This window comes from Actinokineospora iranica, from assembly GCF_900101685.1.
GTDB lineage: Bacteria > Actinomycetota > Actinomycetes > Mycobacteriales > Pseudonocardiaceae > Actinokineospora > Actinokineospora iranica.
Genome location: NZ_FMZZ01000017.1, coordinates 40,369 through 55,908 on the forward strand (window position 1 = coordinate 40,369; position 15,540 = coordinate 55,908).

Genomic DNA, 15,540 nt, shown 5'->3' on the forward strand with positions numbered 1-15,540 from the left:
AAAGGCTGTGCGGCCATGACTTTCCGACTCCGGGCCCCACGGCTGGGCGCGCCGCTGGTGATCACCGCGTTCGTCGCGCTGGTCGGCGCGGTGAACGCGTGGCGCGCGCTGGCGCCCGCGCTCGCCGTGCCGCGGCCGACCCTGGACAACCGTCCCGAGGAGCGGCTGCAGGACTTCCGCGACGCGCTGTACTTCCCGGTGCGGGAGTTCCTGGCGGGCGGCAACCCATACGACCCGGCGGCGATGTTCGCGCACTGGCCGGTGCGGCAGAGCTTCAACCTCTACCAGCCCTACCACTTGGTCCTGCACCTGCCGTTCGCGCTGCCGGGGTACCGGGTGGGCGCGGTGGCCTTCGCCGTGGTGTCGTTGCTGCTGCTGGTGGTGCTCGCGTATCTGGCCGCGACCCGGTTTCGGCTGCGGGTCCCGCTGCCGCTGGCGGGCGCGACGGTCGGGTTGGCGACGCTGCTGGTCGCCAGCCAGGTGGGCAAGGCCCAGTTGTACGTCGGCCAGGTCAATCCGCTGGTGGCGGTCGGCGCGGCAGGCGCGTTGCTGCTGCGCAAGAGCAATCCCCGGTGGGCCGCTGTCGCGCTGGCGCTCGCCTGGCTGAAGCCGCAGTTCGGGCTGCCGCTCGCGGTGCTGCTGTTCGCCCGCGGCTCCCGGCGGGTCGTCCTGGCCGGGACGACCGTCGCGGCGGCGGCCACGCTGCCGGTGGTGGCGTTGCTGATCGTGCGCGGCGGCGGGGTCGGCCCGTTCCTCGACGTGATCGCCGCGAACCTCGCGCACGCCCAGGAGACCGACTACGGCGCGGTGGATTCGCTGACCGCGCAACGGGTCGACCTGGCCGCGGTGCTGTTCCGGGTCACCGGCTGGCTGCCGCCCGCGGCCGAGGGGGCCGCCCTGGTCGCGGTGCTGGCGGTGAGCGTCGCGCTCGTGCGGGCGCTCGACCGCGGCGGCGACCCGGACCACCTGGTGGTGAGCGACCTGCTCACCTGCCTCGCGGTGGTCGTGGCCGTGGTGCACCAGCCGGGCGACGTGCTGATCTCGTTCCCGGCCATGGCGTCGGCGGCGGCCCTGTGGTGGCAGCGCAGGCGCGAGCGGCGGTGGCAGCCGCTCGGGTGGGCGGTGCTGGCGCTCGCCGTGCCGTACGCGCACCTGCACATGGTGGACACGGCGATCGTCTCGGTGTTCGGAGAACGGGTGTCGGTCACCGTCGACGGGGTGGCCGTGGTGGCGTGCTGGGCGCTGCTGGTCGGGTTGGCTGTGCGGCTGTCGCGGCGGGCCGCGGCCAGCGCAGGCCGGTGACCGGCAGGCTCGCGGCCGCGGCGATGCGCGGGTCGCTGTGGCTGGCCGCGATCAACCTGGTGAGCAAGGGCAGCCAGGTCGCGGTCACGTTGACCCTGGCCGCGCACCTCGCCGAGGCCGACCTGGGCGCGGTGACCCTGGTGGTCGCGGTGGTGAACATCGCGCAGGTCGTCCAGGCCGCGGGCGTCTACGACGTGATCAGCCGGACCACGCGCGATCCGCTGCGGATGGCGGGCACCGTGCTCACCCTGAGCGTGGGCGCGGGCGTCGCGCTGGCCGGGGCGCTCGCGCTCGCCGCGCCGACGGTCGCGGCGGTGCTCGGCGCGCCGGACGCCGCGCCGCTGATCCGGCTCGCCGCGCTCACCCTGCCGTTCACGGCGGCGGGCGGGGTGCAGATGGGCCTGATGCACCGCGACTTGGATTTCCGGCGCAGGCTGCTGCCGGACGCCGGAAGCGCCGTGCTCGGCGCGGCCGTGACGATCGCGCTGGCCGCGGGCGGTGGGGGCGCGGTGTCGCTGGTGGTCGGCCTGCTGTGCGCCGCGGTGGCGCAGCCGCTGCTGGGGCTGGTCGCCGGGGCCAGGGTGCGGCCCCGCTGGGACACCGGCGCGGCGGGCGAGGCGCTGCGCTGGATCGCGGTCGTCGGGCCCGCCGCGATCGTGGCGACCCTGCTGATCAACCTGGACTACCCGGTGATCGGGCACGTGCTCGGGCCGGACGCGGTGGGCGTCTACTCGCTCGCGTACCGGATCGCGTGGATGCCCTACATCATCGGCGCGATCGTGCTCGGCGCCGTCGCGTTCCCGGTCTACACGCGACTGATCAGGACCGGGCGCCGCGCCGACCTGCCCGCGGCGGTGAGCCGCTTCACCCGGGCCGTCGCGGTGGTGACCGGTGGCCTGTACCTGGTCGCCGCGGTGCTCAGCGACCGGGTGGTGCTGCTGGGCGAGCGGTGGGCGCCGTCGGCGGGCGTGCTGGTCCTGCTGTGCGGCTACGGGCTCGCGATCAGCGTCGCGCACCTGTGGCACGAGGCGATCCGGGCGGCCGGGCATCCCCGGCTCTACCTCGCCCTGCTGCTCACGCACCTCGGCCTGCTGGTCGTGGCGCTGGCCCTGCTGACCCGCCACGGCGTGCTCGCCGTCGCCGCGGGCCAGGCGGCGGTGGCGGCCCTGCTGCTCGCGCTCACCTGGCTGACCCTGGTCCGGCTCGGGCTGGCCCCGGCCCCGCGCGAACTGGCGGGCATCGCCGTCGGCGTGCTCGGCGCGGCCGCGCTCGCCGCCCTGCCGGTGATCGCGCTCGACCGAGCCGGGTTCTTCGGCTCACCGCGATCACTGGCCGGTTCCGCGGCCGCGGCCGCGGTGCTGCTGCTGGCTTATGTCCTCGGCACCCTGCTTATCCAGCGCGGGGCCATCGGCGAACTGCGGCCCGCCCGGGTCCGCGCGGAAACGTTCGGAGAACAGCGGTGAAGATCGTGCACGTGTCCCAACCGGTCGACGCGGGCGTCGCGGCGGTGGTCTTGGCACTTGCCGTGGACCAACGGGCGCGGGGGTGGCAGGTGGACATCGTCTGCCCGCCTTCGGGCTGGCTGGTCGACCGGGCGCGCGAGTGCGGGCTGCGGACGCACCCCTGGCGGGCGGGCAGGCAGCCCGGGGTCCGGTCGGTGGCCGAGACGGCGAGCCTGCGGGCGCTGCTCCGGCGGCTCGGGCCCGACGTGGTGCACCTGCACAGCTCCAAGGCCGGACTCGCGGGCAGGCTCGCGCTGCGCGGGCGGACGCCGACGATCTTCCAGCCGCACATGTGGTCGTTCCAGTCGCTGCGGGGACCGCTGCGGCGGCTCTGCCTGGGCTGGGAGAAGGCCGCTTCCCGCTGGACGCACCAGCTGGTGTGCGTCAGCGACGACGAACTCGCCGCCGGTCGGGCCGCCGGGGTGAGCGCACCCGCCGAGGTGGTGTGCAACGGCGTGGACACCGACCGGCTGCGGCCAGCCGACCGAGCCGCCGCGCGCGGGCGGCTCGGGCTGCCCGAGGACGCGCCGCTGGCGGTGTGCGTGGGCAGGCTGGCCCAGTTCAAGGGCCAGGACCAGTTGCTGACCGCGTGGCCGTCCGTCCTGGCCGCTGTCCCGCACGCCCGCGTCGTGATCGTCGGCGACGGCCCGATGGGGCCGGTCTGGCGCGCCGAACACCCGGTGGCCCGGGACGATTCGGTGCTCTGGTGGGGGCACGGCGACGCGGCAGCCGAGTTCTACGCCGCCGCGGACGTCGTGGTGCTCCCCTCCCGCGCGGAAGGCATGGCCCTGGTTCCGTTGGAGGCCATGGCCTGCGGCCGCCCGGTCGTCGCCTTCGACGTGGGCGGGGTGCGCCAGAGCGTCGGCGACGCGGGCGCGGTCGTGTCCCCCGGCGACACCCTCGCCCTGGCGGCCGCGGTCGCGGCCCGGCTCGCCGACCCCGAACTCGCCGCGGCCGAAGGCTCCCGTGGCCGCCGCCGCGCGGTGGACCTGTTCGACCAGAGCCGCGTCGGCGACCAGTTCGCCCTGCTGGTCGACAAACTCGTCGGCGACCAGCCGTCCGAGCCCACCTGACCGACAAGGAGTTCCCATGCCGCACAAGCCACGGGTCGCGTACCTGCTCACCCAGGACCGCGGCGGGCCGGTGGACGTGACGGTGCGGCTGGCCGGGGCGCTGCTCGCGGCCGGGGACGCCGAGGTGCGGGTGTTCGGGCCGACGCCCGCGCGGGACGCGGCGGCGCTGGACGGCCACCACGAGCGCCTTTCCGTGCCCCGCAAGGGAGACCTCGGCGCGACTCGGCGGGCCAGGGCAGCGCTGCGCGCGTGGCGGCCGGACATCGTGCACGCCCAGGACCGGCGCGCCGGGCTGGTCAGCGCGGGCCTGCACCTGCTGCGCCACGGTCCCCGGGCGGTGGTCCACACCTATCACGGCGTGCCCGACGACGTCGGCGAGGCGTGGTTCCGGGGCGGCCCGGCGGCGGGGCCGTCGCGGTACACCAAGTTCGTGCTGGCCGCGGACGCGGCGGTCGCGCGGGCGGTCAGCCGCACGGTCGTGCCCGCGTCCGCGATGGGCCGATTCCTGCGCGAGCGGCTGCGGGTCCCCGGGAAACGGTTGGCGCACATCGACAACTGCGTCGAACTGCCCCCATGCCACCCGCCCGCCGGGCCGGTCCGGCACCTGGTGTTCGTGGGCCTGTTGGTGGAGCGCAAGGGAATCCTGCACCTGCTGCGGGCGCTGGCGACCCCGGGTCTCCTGCCGCCCGACGCGACACTCACCGTCGTCGGCGACGGACCGCAGCGCGCGCGGGCAGAAGAACTGGCCGCGCGGGCGCCGCTGGCCGGGCGCGTCCGGTTCCTCGGCTTCCGCACCGACGTCGCCGCCCTGCTGCGACAGGCGGACGCCTTCGTCCTCGCGTCCACAATGGAGCAGCAACCGCTGGCCGTGGCCGAGGCGATGGCGGCGGGCAAACCGGTGCTGGCCACCGACACCGGCGGCGTCGCCGACATGCTCGCCGTCGACGGCGCCGCCCGCTACCTCGCCGCCCCCGGGGACGTCGCCGACCTCGCGACCCACCTGCGCGCCCTCTTCGCCGACCCGGACCCGGCGACGACCGGTCGACTGCTCGCCGAGCACGCCCGGGCCCGGTTCAGCCCCGAGGTCTGCGCCCGACGGCACCTGGCGCTGTACCGCGATCTTCTCGGCTGACTCGGCTTACGTTCAGGGTCACGGCGCTGGCGGCGGCTCGACCAGGACGACGCCATCCGCACCCGGGAGTTCCACAGTGGACACCGGTTCGCCGTCCAGGGTGATCAGGCCCTCTGGTGGGGTGAGGATGGCGGTGACACCGGTGGGGTTGACCGCGACCCACCCGTTGTCGAAGGCCCGCGTCCAGACGCCGGACGGCTCCCGGATGGCGACATCGATGGCAGAGCCGAGGCCGGACTGCTGCAACGGCGACCACTCCGGCTGGTGGTAGTCCACTGTGGTCGCCGGGGTCCAGCAGGTCATCGGGCCCGCCAGCAGGGCGGCGCTGGCGTACCCGGCGCGTTCGTCGCGGCCGCCCTTCACCCGGGTCACCAGCAGCAGCCAGGACTCCCCCAGCGCCGCCTGCGCGCGCAACTCCTTCCATTCGTTGCCGCGGAAGGTGAGCAGCTCGCCGTTGCCGCCCTCGTCGCGGAAGCCGAAGTTCTCCTCCATCGCGCCGCCGTAGCGGGAGTGCGCGGTCCACCGGCCGGGGTTGAGGTGGGACTCGGACACGTTGGGCACCAGGATCTTCCCGGCCTTCTCCAGCGCCTCGCCCGCGGCCAGCAGCAGGCCGTCGAGTCCGTCGCGTAGCAGGCGATCGGTCTCGTTGAAGGACCCGGTGCCGTGCAGGATCGCGGCCGAGTAGTGCCGCAGGGTGTTGAAGTCGTTGTCGGCGAGCACCCCGTCCCAGCCCTGCGCCACCACCTCGGCGGCGACGGCGTTGGCCCAGGCCTGCTGGTAGGCGACGTCCCACACGGCCATCTGCCAGTGCTTGGGGTAGCCGTTCCACTCGATGCGCCTGGCCTCGGTGTCCACCGCGAACCACTCCGGGTGCTCCCGCTGCGCGGCGTTGTAGCCGATCCCGCTGGGCAGCCACTGCGCGTCGGCGTCGCCCTCCACCGCGCCCGGGTAGTTGCGCGTGCTGGAGAAGTCCTTGTAGACGAGCACCTTGATCCGCGGGTTGAGTTCGTGCAGCCGTTTCATCGCGGGGATTTCCTGCGCGTTGAGGACCACGACCCGGTAGCGCTGGGCCGCGTCCACCAACTCGGGCTCGGTCGGCGAGTCGCCGATGGCGTACCACCACGCGCACGGGGCGCTCGGCTTGGGCGGCTCGGGCGGCGAAGCGGCGCCGACGGTGCCGCTCGCGCACGCGGTCTGGACGACCAGGACGGCGGCGACAGTGAGGCGCAGCGCCCGCCGCAAACCCGCGGGAAGTCTCATGGGCGGACCCGGCGAAGCAGCTCTCCCACGGTGAGGAACAGGATCTTCGCGTCCAGCCAGAGCGACCAGTTCGCGATGTAGTAGTTGTCGTAGCGGGACCGGTCGGCGATCGAGGTGTCGCCGCGCAGGCCGTGCACCTGGGCCAGGCCGGTGAGGCCGGTGGGCACCCGGTGCCGCGCCCAGTACAGCTCGTGGATCGCCGAGAACTTCCGCACGAAGCCCGGCCGCTCCGGGCGGGGCCCGACGAAGGACATGTCGCCGCGCACGATGTTCCACAGCTGCGGCAGCTCGTCCAGCGAGGTGCGGCGCAGGAACCGGCCCACCGGGCCGACCCGGGCGTCGCCCTCCATCGACCACTTGGTCTGCGAGTCGTCCTCCTTGCCGGGGCGGACGCTGCGCAGCTTGTAGAGCACGAACGTCCGGTCGTCCATGCCGACCCTGGTCTGCTGGAAGAACATCGGGCGGCCGCTTTCCAGCAGCACAGCCAGGGCGCACAGCGCGATCACCGGCGACAGCGCGACCAGGGCGACGGAGGCGAGCACGACGTCCATGCCGCGCTTGATCCACCAACTCGGCCTGCTGGTGGGCGCGGTCCGCAGCCGCACCAGCGGGTAGCTGCGCAGCCGGTCGATGTCGGGACCGTCCTGGTAGAGCTCGTACATCCGGGGCACGACCAGGGTGGTGCAGCCGTGCCGGTGCGCGGTGACCGCCGCGGCGACCACCGGGGAGTCGCGGGCGTGGGAGAACGCGAGCACCACCGTGCCCACCCGCAAGCGCTTGATCGCGTGCGCCAGGTCGTCTTCGAGCAGGTCGACGGGCAGGGACACCGGGTCGCGCACCGGCTCGGGGTCGATGAACCCGACCGGGCGCAGGCCGAACTCCGGGTGCGCCAGCATGGAGCCCGCGAGATCGATGCCGACCTTGCCCGCGCCGACGACGATCGAGCGGTCGCAGCGGCCCAGCCTGCGGCGCGCCCAGCGCCCGAAGGTGAACACGCAGATTCGCGCTGGCTCGTCCACCAGGGCGAACAGCAGCACCGCCCACTGCGCGGGCGAGCCGGTGCCGTCGCCGTGTCCGCTGACCAGGATCACCAGGGTGACCAGGCCGAAGGCGATGGCGGTCGCGCTGACCGAGCGGGGCAGGTCGTGCAGCCAGGACAGCCACAGGCGCCTGCGGTAGAGCCTGCCGCTGGCTCGCGCGCCCACCAGGACCGCGCCAACCACGACCGTCCACTCCAGACTCAGCGCCAGCGTCCGCGCGGCCACCGTCAGGGCGACCAGGTCGACCGCGACGAGCAGCACCGCCACGGCGTTGACCCGGGCGAGCATCGCGTCCAGCCAGGACCCGTCCGGCGACCTCTCCCGCAGCCGGGCCCGCCGCCGCGCCAGCGCGGGCGGGGACTCGGCGGCCGCGGCGGTATCGATGCCGATCATCGCGCGCCACCTCGATCAGCCAAGCCCGGCGCCGGGTGCGCGCATGGCCTCGGCCGTCCTGGTGGAGTCACGCCTTTACCACGACACGGCCACGACATTGCGCGACGTCCTTTCGTTCGCTGGCCCGCGAAAATCCCCGATGCGGCGTCCGTTCGCCGACTGCCGGGGCACGCATGGGTTTCTCGACATGACGAACGCCAATGACGCGCCCGGGCATCAGACTATGCCGCGGCCGGAAGCGGGGATGACACCGGGACAATCGCCCACATCGACCTCCCTTGACGATCAAGCGCCACGGCACGCCCGATCATATCGAGGCAGCCGAATCCCAGCCCGCCGAAGGACACCACTCCTTCGGATACACCCGATGAGGTAGTAATCCAGGAAAGATCGGCCGACAACACCCCTCCCATCCGCACCGCACCGCACCGTCCTACCCGGACTTCACCTATTCGAGTGATCCACTTTCAGCGTTCCGTGATCATTGGCTCCGCGCGGAAATCACACCCACGCGGGATCACCGTAAAGAAACCCGGACAACCTGCCGAAGAGTTGCTGACGAGCAGGCCGAGAAATCGGGACGCCACGCCAGTGGAGGAATGTGAGGGCCTATGCCGCTCGACAAGACTGTGCTGTCGGAACCGCCGGGGGTGACGGACACGCGCGCGAGCGCGGTGCCACGCGCCCGGCGGCCGAGCGAGACCGGCGGCACCGCGCACGTGGTCCTGCCCGCCTACAACGAGGAGGACTCGCTGCCGCCGCTGCTGCTGCGGCTCGCCGAGGTGGCGCGCGTCGAGAAGATCACCGCGTGGGTCGTCGACGACGGCTCAGCCGACGGCACCGCGCGCGTCGCCGCCGCTGGCGCCCCCGGCCTCGACGTCCGGCTCATCCGGCACCCGGTGAACCTCGGCCTCGGGCAGGCGGTGCAGTCCGGCCTGCGGGCGGTGCTGGAGGCCGCGGCGGCCGACGACATCGTGGTGGTCATGGACGCCGACGACACCCACGACCCCAGCCTGATCACCGCGCTGCGCGCGCGGATCGCCGCGGGCGCGGACGTCGCCATCTGCTCCCGGTTCGTCGACGGGGGCGACGACCGAACCGCGCCGCCGGTGCGCAGGCTGCTCTCCCGGGGCGCGGCGCTGCTGTTCCACCGGGCCCTGCGGGTCGAGGGCGTGCGCGACTTCACCAGCGGCTTCCGCGCGTACCGGGTCAGCCTGCTCGCCCGGGCGAGCAAGCACTGGGGCGAGCGGCTGATCGAGGAACAGGGCTTCGCCTGCATGGTGGAGCTGCTGCTCAAGCTGCGCCACTGCGACCCGGTGATCACGGAGGTCCCGCTGCTGCTGCGCTACGACCGCAAACAGGGCGCGAGCAAGCTGCGGCTGCGCCGCACGATCACCCAGTACGTCAAGCTCCTGGTGCGCGACCGCCTCGCGCCCGCCCCGTACTGGACGCTGTGAGCGGCTGGTGGACGCCACGAATCAGGTGACGGTCATCGGCGGGGGAATCTGCGGGCTCGCGGTGGCGCACCGGCTCGGCCGCGCCGGGGTGCGGGTGACGCTGCTGGAAAGCAGCGACCAGCTCGGCGGCCTCGGCACGTTCTTCCCCATGGGAGACCGGTGGGTCGAGCGGTTCTACCACTGCGTGATGCCCTCGGACACCCACCTGCTCCGACTGCTCGGCGAGCTGGACCCCGGCCAGGACGTCGCCTGGCGGAACACCCGGATGGGCATGATCGTCGACGGCGCCCGGTACCCGTTCAACACCGCCCGCGACCTGCTGCGGTTCGCACCGCTGCCGCTGCCGCACCGCGTCCGCCTCGGCGTGGCGTCGCTGCTGCTGCGCAGACTCGGCCGGGGCAAAGACCTCGACAACATCCGCACCGAGGACTGGCTGCGCGGCCTGTACGGCGACACCGTGTGGGAACGCCTGCTGGCCCCGATGTTCGGCTCGAAGTTCGGACCGTCCTGCGGGGACGTGCCTGCGCTGTACCTGTGGCAGCGCCTGGGCCGGGAGAGCAACGTCGCCACCCGCGGCTACCCGGTCGGCGGCTACAAGACCGTCATCGACCGCCTCCAAGCCTCCATCGAGGCCACCGGCGGCACGGTTCGCGTCAACACCCCCGTGCTCGCCCTGCGCCACACCGGAACAGGCATGGAAATAGCCCTGCCGAACGGCGAGACCATCGAGACCGACCGCGTGGTCTCCACCGTGCCACTCCCGCTACTGCGCACCCTGGCCGACGACGACCTGTCCGCCCGCCTCCCCACCACGCAGCTGACCTACCAGGGCGTCGTGAACGCCCTGTTCTTCCTGCGCAGGCCCCTTTCCGGCCAATACTGGGCCCCGGTCCTGCACTCGAACACCGAGTTCGACGGCGTAGTGGAAATGTCCGCCCTATCCGGCCCGGAAACCTACGGCGGCAGACACCTGGCCTACGCCATGCGCTACACCGACCGAGAATCCCCCCTATACCGAGAAGACGAGTCGACCATCGCCCAACGCTGGACAAACCAGCTCCTGCGCCTCTACGCCGATCTCCCACTGACCACAGAGGACATAGTGGAGGTCAGAATCTTCAAGGCCCCCTTCGTGGAACCGGTGTACCCCTTGGGCTACCTGACCCAACGCCCCGCGATCGAAGTCCCCAACACCCCACTGCTACTGGCCACCACCGCCCACGTCTACCCGGAAGTCACCAGCTGGAATTCCAGCGTAGGCCTAGCCGAACGCGTGGCGATCACACTGCTGACAAGCATGAACCACACCCCCACCACAACAAAAACCTGACCCGCCCCACCTTGCCCTTGCCAACCGCGAGATGAAATACAGCAAGGAGCACACCCGAGCACCTGCCAGGCCGCACTGCCCCTGCCCGGTGCTCGATGGGGCGCAGGAGGGCACCCGACCCCCTGCCAACCGGCACCAGCGCCCGCCCAGTGCTCGATGGGGTGGAGTGGTTTCTTTGGGGGAGAAGGAAGATCCCTGAACTCGCCGTGGTCTTGGGGCCGAAGGCACCCCACCCGTCTTTCCCACGACGGGATCTTCCTTCGTAGGGGCCCCAAAGAAACCACTCCACCCATCGAGCAACCCAACACAGCCAACCAGCGAGCAGACAGACCCGCCAACTCACCCCCCAGGCGAGTAATGCTTCGGAGACCCCCGCTCACCCACCGGCGGCAGATTACGAAGCGGAGTCTCCACCAACGGCGCGTCAGCGGCCAAGGCCCCCCGCGCCCGCCGCCACCCAGCCCGCGCCCGGGGATGATAACGCCGCTCAAACGGCACCACCCGAAAAACACCCCCGATCATCCGCCCGACCAGCCAATGCAACCGAGCGTCGAACGAAGACCAGGAATACCCAAGCCGATCCCGAACCACCGGGTCGTACATCCCCACCGTGAGCCACAGAAACCCCCGCCCCACCAGCACCCGCGAAACCCGCCACACCCCATCAGGCACCCACCGCACCGGTTTGGCCAGCCCCCGCAGATCCAACACAGCCCGCGTGGCCTTGTTGTCCTCCAACACCTCTGCGCACATACGCTCCCAGTACGCCTGAAACTCCGCCCAAGACCCCGGCACCGACCGCATACTCATCCCATAAAGCCGATACCACTGCACGTGCTCGTCAAACAACCGTCGCCGATCGGCTTCCGTCAGCCCGCCCATAAAATGCTCCGCCACCCGCAGAACCCCGACGAAGAACGTGGCATGGGCCCAGTAAAAAGTGTCCGGGTCAAGCGCGTGATACCGCCGACCGCGCGAGTCCACCCCTTTGATCGTCTCGTGGTACCCGCGAACCTGCCGCGCCGTCTCCACCGCCCGGGGGCCGTCGTACACGACGCCGCCGATCGGATAGAGCGAACGGAACAGCCGCTGCCAGCGCTCCTCGAAGAACCGTGAGTGCTCCTCGACGCCCGCGCCCAGCCCCGGGTGCATGTTCTGCATGGACCCCGCCCACAGCGCGGTCAGCATCCCCCGCCAGTCGCCGAAGTACTTCCAGGTCAGCGAGTCGGGCCCGAGCGGGGTCGGCTCATCGGTTCGCGACATATGCGGGCTCCATCCACCGGAAATAACTGACTACGGCCGTTGTCAGATTAGGATGGGCGGGGTGCTGAGTCAACGAGCCGCCGACCGGACCTGGGGCGGCACGACCCTGACCGACCGCAAGGCCGCCCGGCGGCTGCGGCTGCTCGAAGCGGGCGTCGACCTGCTCGGCGCGCCCGAGGGCCCCGCGCTGAGCGTGCGCGCGGTGTGCAGGCACGCCAAGCTCACCGAGCGGTACTTCTACGAGAGCTTCCCCGACCGCGACGAACTCGTCCTCGCCGTGTACGAGCACGTCGCGGCCGCCGCGCGCCAGGCCCTGGTCGACGCTGTGCGGTCCAGCCCGCCCGACCCGCCCGCACTGGCCCGCGCCGCGGTCACCGCGTTCGTCGAACTCATGGTGGACGACCCCCGGCGCGGCCGCGTCCTGCTGCTCGCCCCGCTGACCGACCCGGCGCTGTCCAGCCGGGGTATGGCGCTGCTGCCCGCGTTCGCCGCGCTGATCCGGGAACAGCTGCCCGAAGACGAGTCGGAGACCGACCGGGAGATGACCGCGATAGGGCTGGTCGGGGCGCTGACCCACCTGTTCTCCGCGTATCTCGACGGGACGCTCACGGTCGACCGCGATCAGCTTGTGGATCACTGCGTGCGGCTGCTGACTCGGGCCTGACCTGGTTTCGACACCGGCCGGACCGGGAAGTCCGGCCGGGAGATGCAGACTTTCCTGCCGTATCCGGATTTCGTCGCCAGCGCCGCAGCGCTAGACCGAGGAAGGCTCGGGAAGCAGCGGGTGGAGGCGGTGCAGATTCTGCGTGCGCTCGTGTGGCCGGTGTACGGGTGGAAGCATCACCCGGCGGTGGCCATGTGGCGTGGGTTCGTGCCCGCCCTGGTGCTGTACACCGCCGCCGTCTGTCGCCGCTGGACGGACCTGGGGCACGCGGACTCCGTGCTGGCGCAGGCCCTGGCGTTCACGGGTGGGCGCTTGCCTGAGCCGGACCGGCTCGCTGACGAGGGGATGCTGCCGCCGTGGCTGGGTGAACCGGCGGTGCACCTGAGCCATCAGGCTTCGCTGCTGCGCAAGGACCCTGAGCATTACCGCCCGCTCTTCGGGGACGACGTGCCGGATGACCTGCCTTACGCTTGGCCGTCTCCGGTGTATCCGCGGTGGCCGCTGCGGCGAGGACACCCCCATGCGCTGCCGCTGCCTGACGCGCTCGACCTGCTGGGGGTCGCTCCGCCTGACGCCGCGGAGTCCGCTGCGCTGGATGATGTCCTCGCTGGGCGCGGCGCTGTGCTTGTCGGGGCCGATCCGGTGCGCCTTGCCGAGGTGGGACTGCTTGCGGGGCTGTGCACGCCGGGGCGGACCGCATGGGTCAGTCCGCTGCCGTTGCCTCGGGTCACGCACCCTGGGGCTACGCCTGTTGTCGGTCCTGACTATGGGGGCGGACGGCAGCCGGATGCGGCCGCCGTCGCCGCTATGCGGGCGGAATGCCTGGCTACGCCGGACTTCGCGTTCTTTCGGGAAGGGTCGGTTAACGGGTTTTCCTCGGACGTCGACCTGGTTGTGTTGGATCGGGTTCGGGTGATGGTCGATCGGCCTGCTCTGAGTCTGGTTGTGGGGGGTTAGTGGTTCTCCTGGGGGCTGACTCTCGTGGGTCTGCTCGATGGGGTGGAGCGGCCTGGCAGACGCTCGGGTGTGCTCCTTGACCCCATCGAGCACTTGGCTGGCCTTCTGGCAGGTAGGTGGATGTGCTCTTGCGCCCCATCCGGCACTTCGCAGGCGTGGGTGTTCGCTGGCGGGTGGAGGGGTCTGCTGCTCCGCTTCCATTGAGCGCCTGGGGGCTGGGTGGGGTTGGTTGACAGCTGGCGGGCGGGTCTGACCTGTGGAACTGAGGTCAGTGGTCCGAGGGTGGCCGTTGGGGGGTGGCCAGCCAGGAGGGGGCTATGTCGGTGGGGGGTGGGGCGCCCAGGTCGCGGGGGTGGTAGCCGTTGGGGTAGCCGGGGTAGGTGCGGTTGTGGGGGTCGTTGGATAGGCGTGACGTTGTGCGGGGTGGTAGGTGGCGTACCACTGCCGAGCGGGCTCGTAGGGCTTGGTGGGTGGCTTTTCGCAGCCAGGTGGGGGCGGCTGGGAAGTCGAAGGCGGTCAGCATTTGTTCGCTCAGCAGGCCGTGCACGGCTTGGCGGACCAAGGGACGGACCGGTGGCCAGTACCAGGAGCACATGAGTTCCCGGGTCTGGACGCCGATTCTGTGGTTGGTTTCGCTGTAGCGGAAGTTGGCGTGTTCGTAGTCCACTTTGAACTGGCGGAACTCGGCGTAGTCGGTGGGGATGTCGCGGATGCCTAGGCGTTTGCCTACCTCGCGGTAGAAGTGGAAGGCCGCTATCCGCTCGTGGTTGGACAGTTGGCGCCAGCCGAACTCGTCGATCCAGTCTATGGGGTCGTAGATGAAGGTCGTCAGGACGTAGCGCATGTCTTCTTGGGTGATTCGGAATCGCCCGTGGGCGCGGTTGATGACGCGGAGCGCCTCCCGGCCGCGTGGGGAGTCGTAGCCATGTTCGGCGATTTCGGCGATCAGCAGCGCGGTGTCGTCGTAGCGGCGTTGGGGGCGGTTGGCGAACTCGCCGGTGGCGTCGAGGAGGGCGGAGATGCTGGGGACGCAGTAGGTGCGGTAGAGGGCCAACTCCAGGGAGCGCTGGTAGTCCCAGGGGAACTCGTGGCCCGCGGTTATCCGGTGGATCTCGTGGTGGTCGGCTACCGGGTCCAGTGCCTCGATCCGGCGCAGCCAGGCATACCTGCGGGTGGTTCGCGCGCTGGGCATGGCGCCTCCTTGCGACCGCCGGGGTGGGTGGCGGGCACTCCAGGCTACTGGCCCTGGCCAGCGGTCTCCCACTTCAGTTCTGGCCGTGCTCGTCGGCCAGGCTCACGAAGCGGACCGCGGCGGTCGACTCGGTGGGCGGGGGCCAGTCGGCCACGGCGTCGTGGTTGCGGATGGGGTGCCAGGTCACCACGATGTTGACCCGGCGGCGGAGCTGGCTGATCAGGCGCTCCAGGAAGTGGCGGACCTCCTTGCCGTCGAACGGGTCCGCCGTGGCCAAGAACGACATGGCGCCCCGGTTGGACACCGCCTGCAGCACGCTGACGTCGGGCCAGCCGGTCTCGTCGTGGGTGGGGAGGCCGGAGCGGCCCGCCAGCCAGCGGGGGCTGCCGTAGCCGACCCAGACGACCTCGGCGCCGGAAAGCCAGGTCCGTCTGGCCTCGGGGAGAGCGGGGGTGTTCGCGGCGGCGACGGCGTTGCGGGCGCGCAGGGCACGCAGGAGGTCTTGGGGGCAGGGCAGGCCCCAGCGGACCAGGTAGTTGCCGACCGTCGTGGCGCCGAGCATCACCAGGAACTCGCGGTTGATCAGCTCGGTCACCGCCTGGCGGGTCCACACCTGGTACCGCAGGCCGACCGCGTCGGGGGTGCGCCGGGCGATGGTGCCCGCGACCCACAGCTGCTGGGCGGTGGTCAGGGCGAGCTGCTCACCGGGTCTGCGGCCGCGGCGGGCGGGCACGAACGCGTTGTCCCCCCGGTTGCGGTACTCGCGGACCCACACCCCGACGGTCTGCCGGGACACCCCAAACAGCCGGGCGACCTCCACCTGGGCGGTGCCCGCCTCGACCGCGGCGACGACCCGCTTGCGCAACTCGACCAACGCGTCGGACGACAGGCCCCGCGCGTCCCCGGCGGCCATCGGCATCGACTGGTGCATACGCCCCCCTCATCTGGTGCAGGCCCAACGAGCGGCCAAGACCT

Annotated in this window: 13 protein-coding genes; 8 read left to right on the forward strand and 5 right to left on the reverse strand. The window is 71.7% G+C overall.

Annotated features, from left to right (window positions below; genetic code table 11):
- The first annotated feature begins 15 nt into the window (after positions 1-15).
- From BLS56_RS26200 to BLS56_RS26215, 4 genes are read left to right on the forward strand one after another with little or no spacing between them, the layout of a single operon-like run.
- Positions 16-1,302 (forward strand): glycosyltransferase 87 family protein, encoded by a 1,287-nt coding sequence (locus tag BLS56_RS26200; protein WP_091456141.1) that lies wholly within the window; start codon positions 16-18, stop codon positions 1,300-1,302.
- Positions 1,299-2,765 carry an oligosaccharide flippase family protein gene (locus BLS56_RS26205; RefSeq protein ID WP_228771949.1) on the forward strand — a complete coding sequence of 489 codons (1,467 nt, stop codon included), beginning with the start codon at positions 1,299-1,301 and terminating at the stop codon, positions 2,763-2,765. The genes BLS56_RS26200 and BLS56_RS26205 overlap by 4 nt, the downstream gene beginning before the upstream one ends.
- Positions 2,762-3,877: a glycosyltransferase gene (locus tag BLS56_RS26210; protein ID WP_091456144.1), complete on the forward strand. Its 1,116-nt coding sequence runs from the start codon at positions 2,762-2,764 to the stop codon at positions 3,875-3,877. The genes BLS56_RS26205 and BLS56_RS26210 overlap by 4 nt, the downstream gene beginning before the upstream one ends.
- 16 nt (positions 3,878-3,893) lie before the next feature.
- Positions 3,894-5,009, forward strand: a complete 1,116-nt coding sequence (locus tag BLS56_RS26215) for a glycosyltransferase family 4 protein (protein WP_091456146.1) — start codon at positions 3,894-3,896, stop codon at positions 5,007-5,009.
- Positions 5,010-5,027: 18 nt separating this feature from the next.
- Here the strand turns inward: BLS56_RS26215 and BLS56_RS26220 are convergent, their stop codons facing one another.
- The gene (locus tag BLS56_RS26220; RefSeq protein WP_091456149.1) at positions 5,028-6,269 is read right to left on the reverse strand and encodes a putative glycoside hydrolase family 15 protein; all 1,242 of its coding nucleotides are present in this window, start codon (positions 6,267-6,269) and stop codon (positions 5,028-5,030) included.
- Positions 6,266-7,702 carry a sugar transferase gene (locus BLS56_RS26225; protein WP_091456151.1) on the reverse strand — a complete coding sequence of 479 codons (1,437 nt, stop codon included), beginning with the start codon at positions 7,700-7,702 and terminating at the stop codon, positions 6,266-6,268. Before BLS56_RS26225 ends, BLS56_RS26220 begins: the two co-directional genes overlap by 4 nt.
- Before the next feature lie 611 nt (positions 7,703-8,313).
- On the opposite strand from BLS56_RS26225, the gene BLS56_RS26230 reads away from it, so the two are divergent.
- Positions 8,314-9,159, forward strand: a complete 846-nt coding sequence (locus tag BLS56_RS26230; RefSeq protein ID WP_091456153.1) for a glycosyltransferase — start codon at positions 8,314-8,316, stop codon at positions 9,157-9,159.
- A 7-nt stretch (positions 9,160-9,166) separates the two neighbouring features.
- Positions 9,167-10,489, forward strand: a complete 1,323-nt coding sequence (locus tag BLS56_RS26235) for an NAD(P)/FAD-dependent oxidoreductase (RefSeq protein ID WP_228771950.1) — start codon at positions 9,167-9,169, stop codon at positions 10,487-10,489.
- A gap of 339 nt (positions 10,490-10,828) precedes the next feature.
- On the opposite strand, the gene BLS56_RS26240 is transcribed toward BLS56_RS26235, so the two are convergent.
- Positions 10,829-11,752, reverse strand: a complete 924-nt coding sequence (locus BLS56_RS26240; RefSeq protein ID WP_091456157.1) for an oxygenase MpaB family protein — start codon at positions 11,750-11,752, stop codon at positions 10,829-10,831.
- A 61-nt stretch (positions 11,753-11,813) separates the two neighbouring features.
- Between BLS56_RS26240 and BLS56_RS26245 the strand changes: the two genes are divergently transcribed.
- Together BLS56_RS26245 and BLS56_RS31810 are read left to right on the forward strand one after the other, a co-directional pair.
- Entirely contained in the window at positions 11,814-12,416 is a 603-nt protein-coding gene (locus BLS56_RS26245; RefSeq protein ID WP_228771951.1) for a TetR/AcrR family transcriptional regulator, read from the forward strand.
- Positions 12,417-12,458: 42 nt separating this feature from the next.
- On the forward strand, positions 12,459-13,373 hold the full coding sequence (locus tag BLS56_RS31810) for an MSMEG_6728 family protein (protein ID WP_175483055.1): 915 nt from the start codon (positions 12,459-12,461) through the stop codon (positions 13,371-13,373).
- Positions 13,374-13,641: 268 nt separating this feature from the next.
- Here the strand turns inward: BLS56_RS31810 and BLS56_RS26255 are convergent, their stop codons facing one another.
- Both BLS56_RS26255 and BLS56_RS26260 read right to left on the reverse strand, forming a co-directional pair.
- Positions 13,642-14,565 carry an oxygenase MpaB family protein gene (locus BLS56_RS26255; protein ID WP_091456163.1) on the reverse strand — a complete coding sequence of 308 codons (924 nt, stop codon included), beginning with the start codon at positions 14,563-14,565 and terminating at the stop codon, positions 13,642-13,644.
- Positions 14,566-14,638: 73 nt separating this feature from the next.
- A complete protein-coding gene (locus BLS56_RS26260) occupies positions 14,639-15,496 on the reverse strand; it encodes a helix-turn-helix domain-containing protein (RefSeq protein ID WP_091456164.1) in 858 nt (285 codons plus the stop codon).
- Between the last annotated feature and the right edge of the window lie 44 nt (positions 15,497-15,540).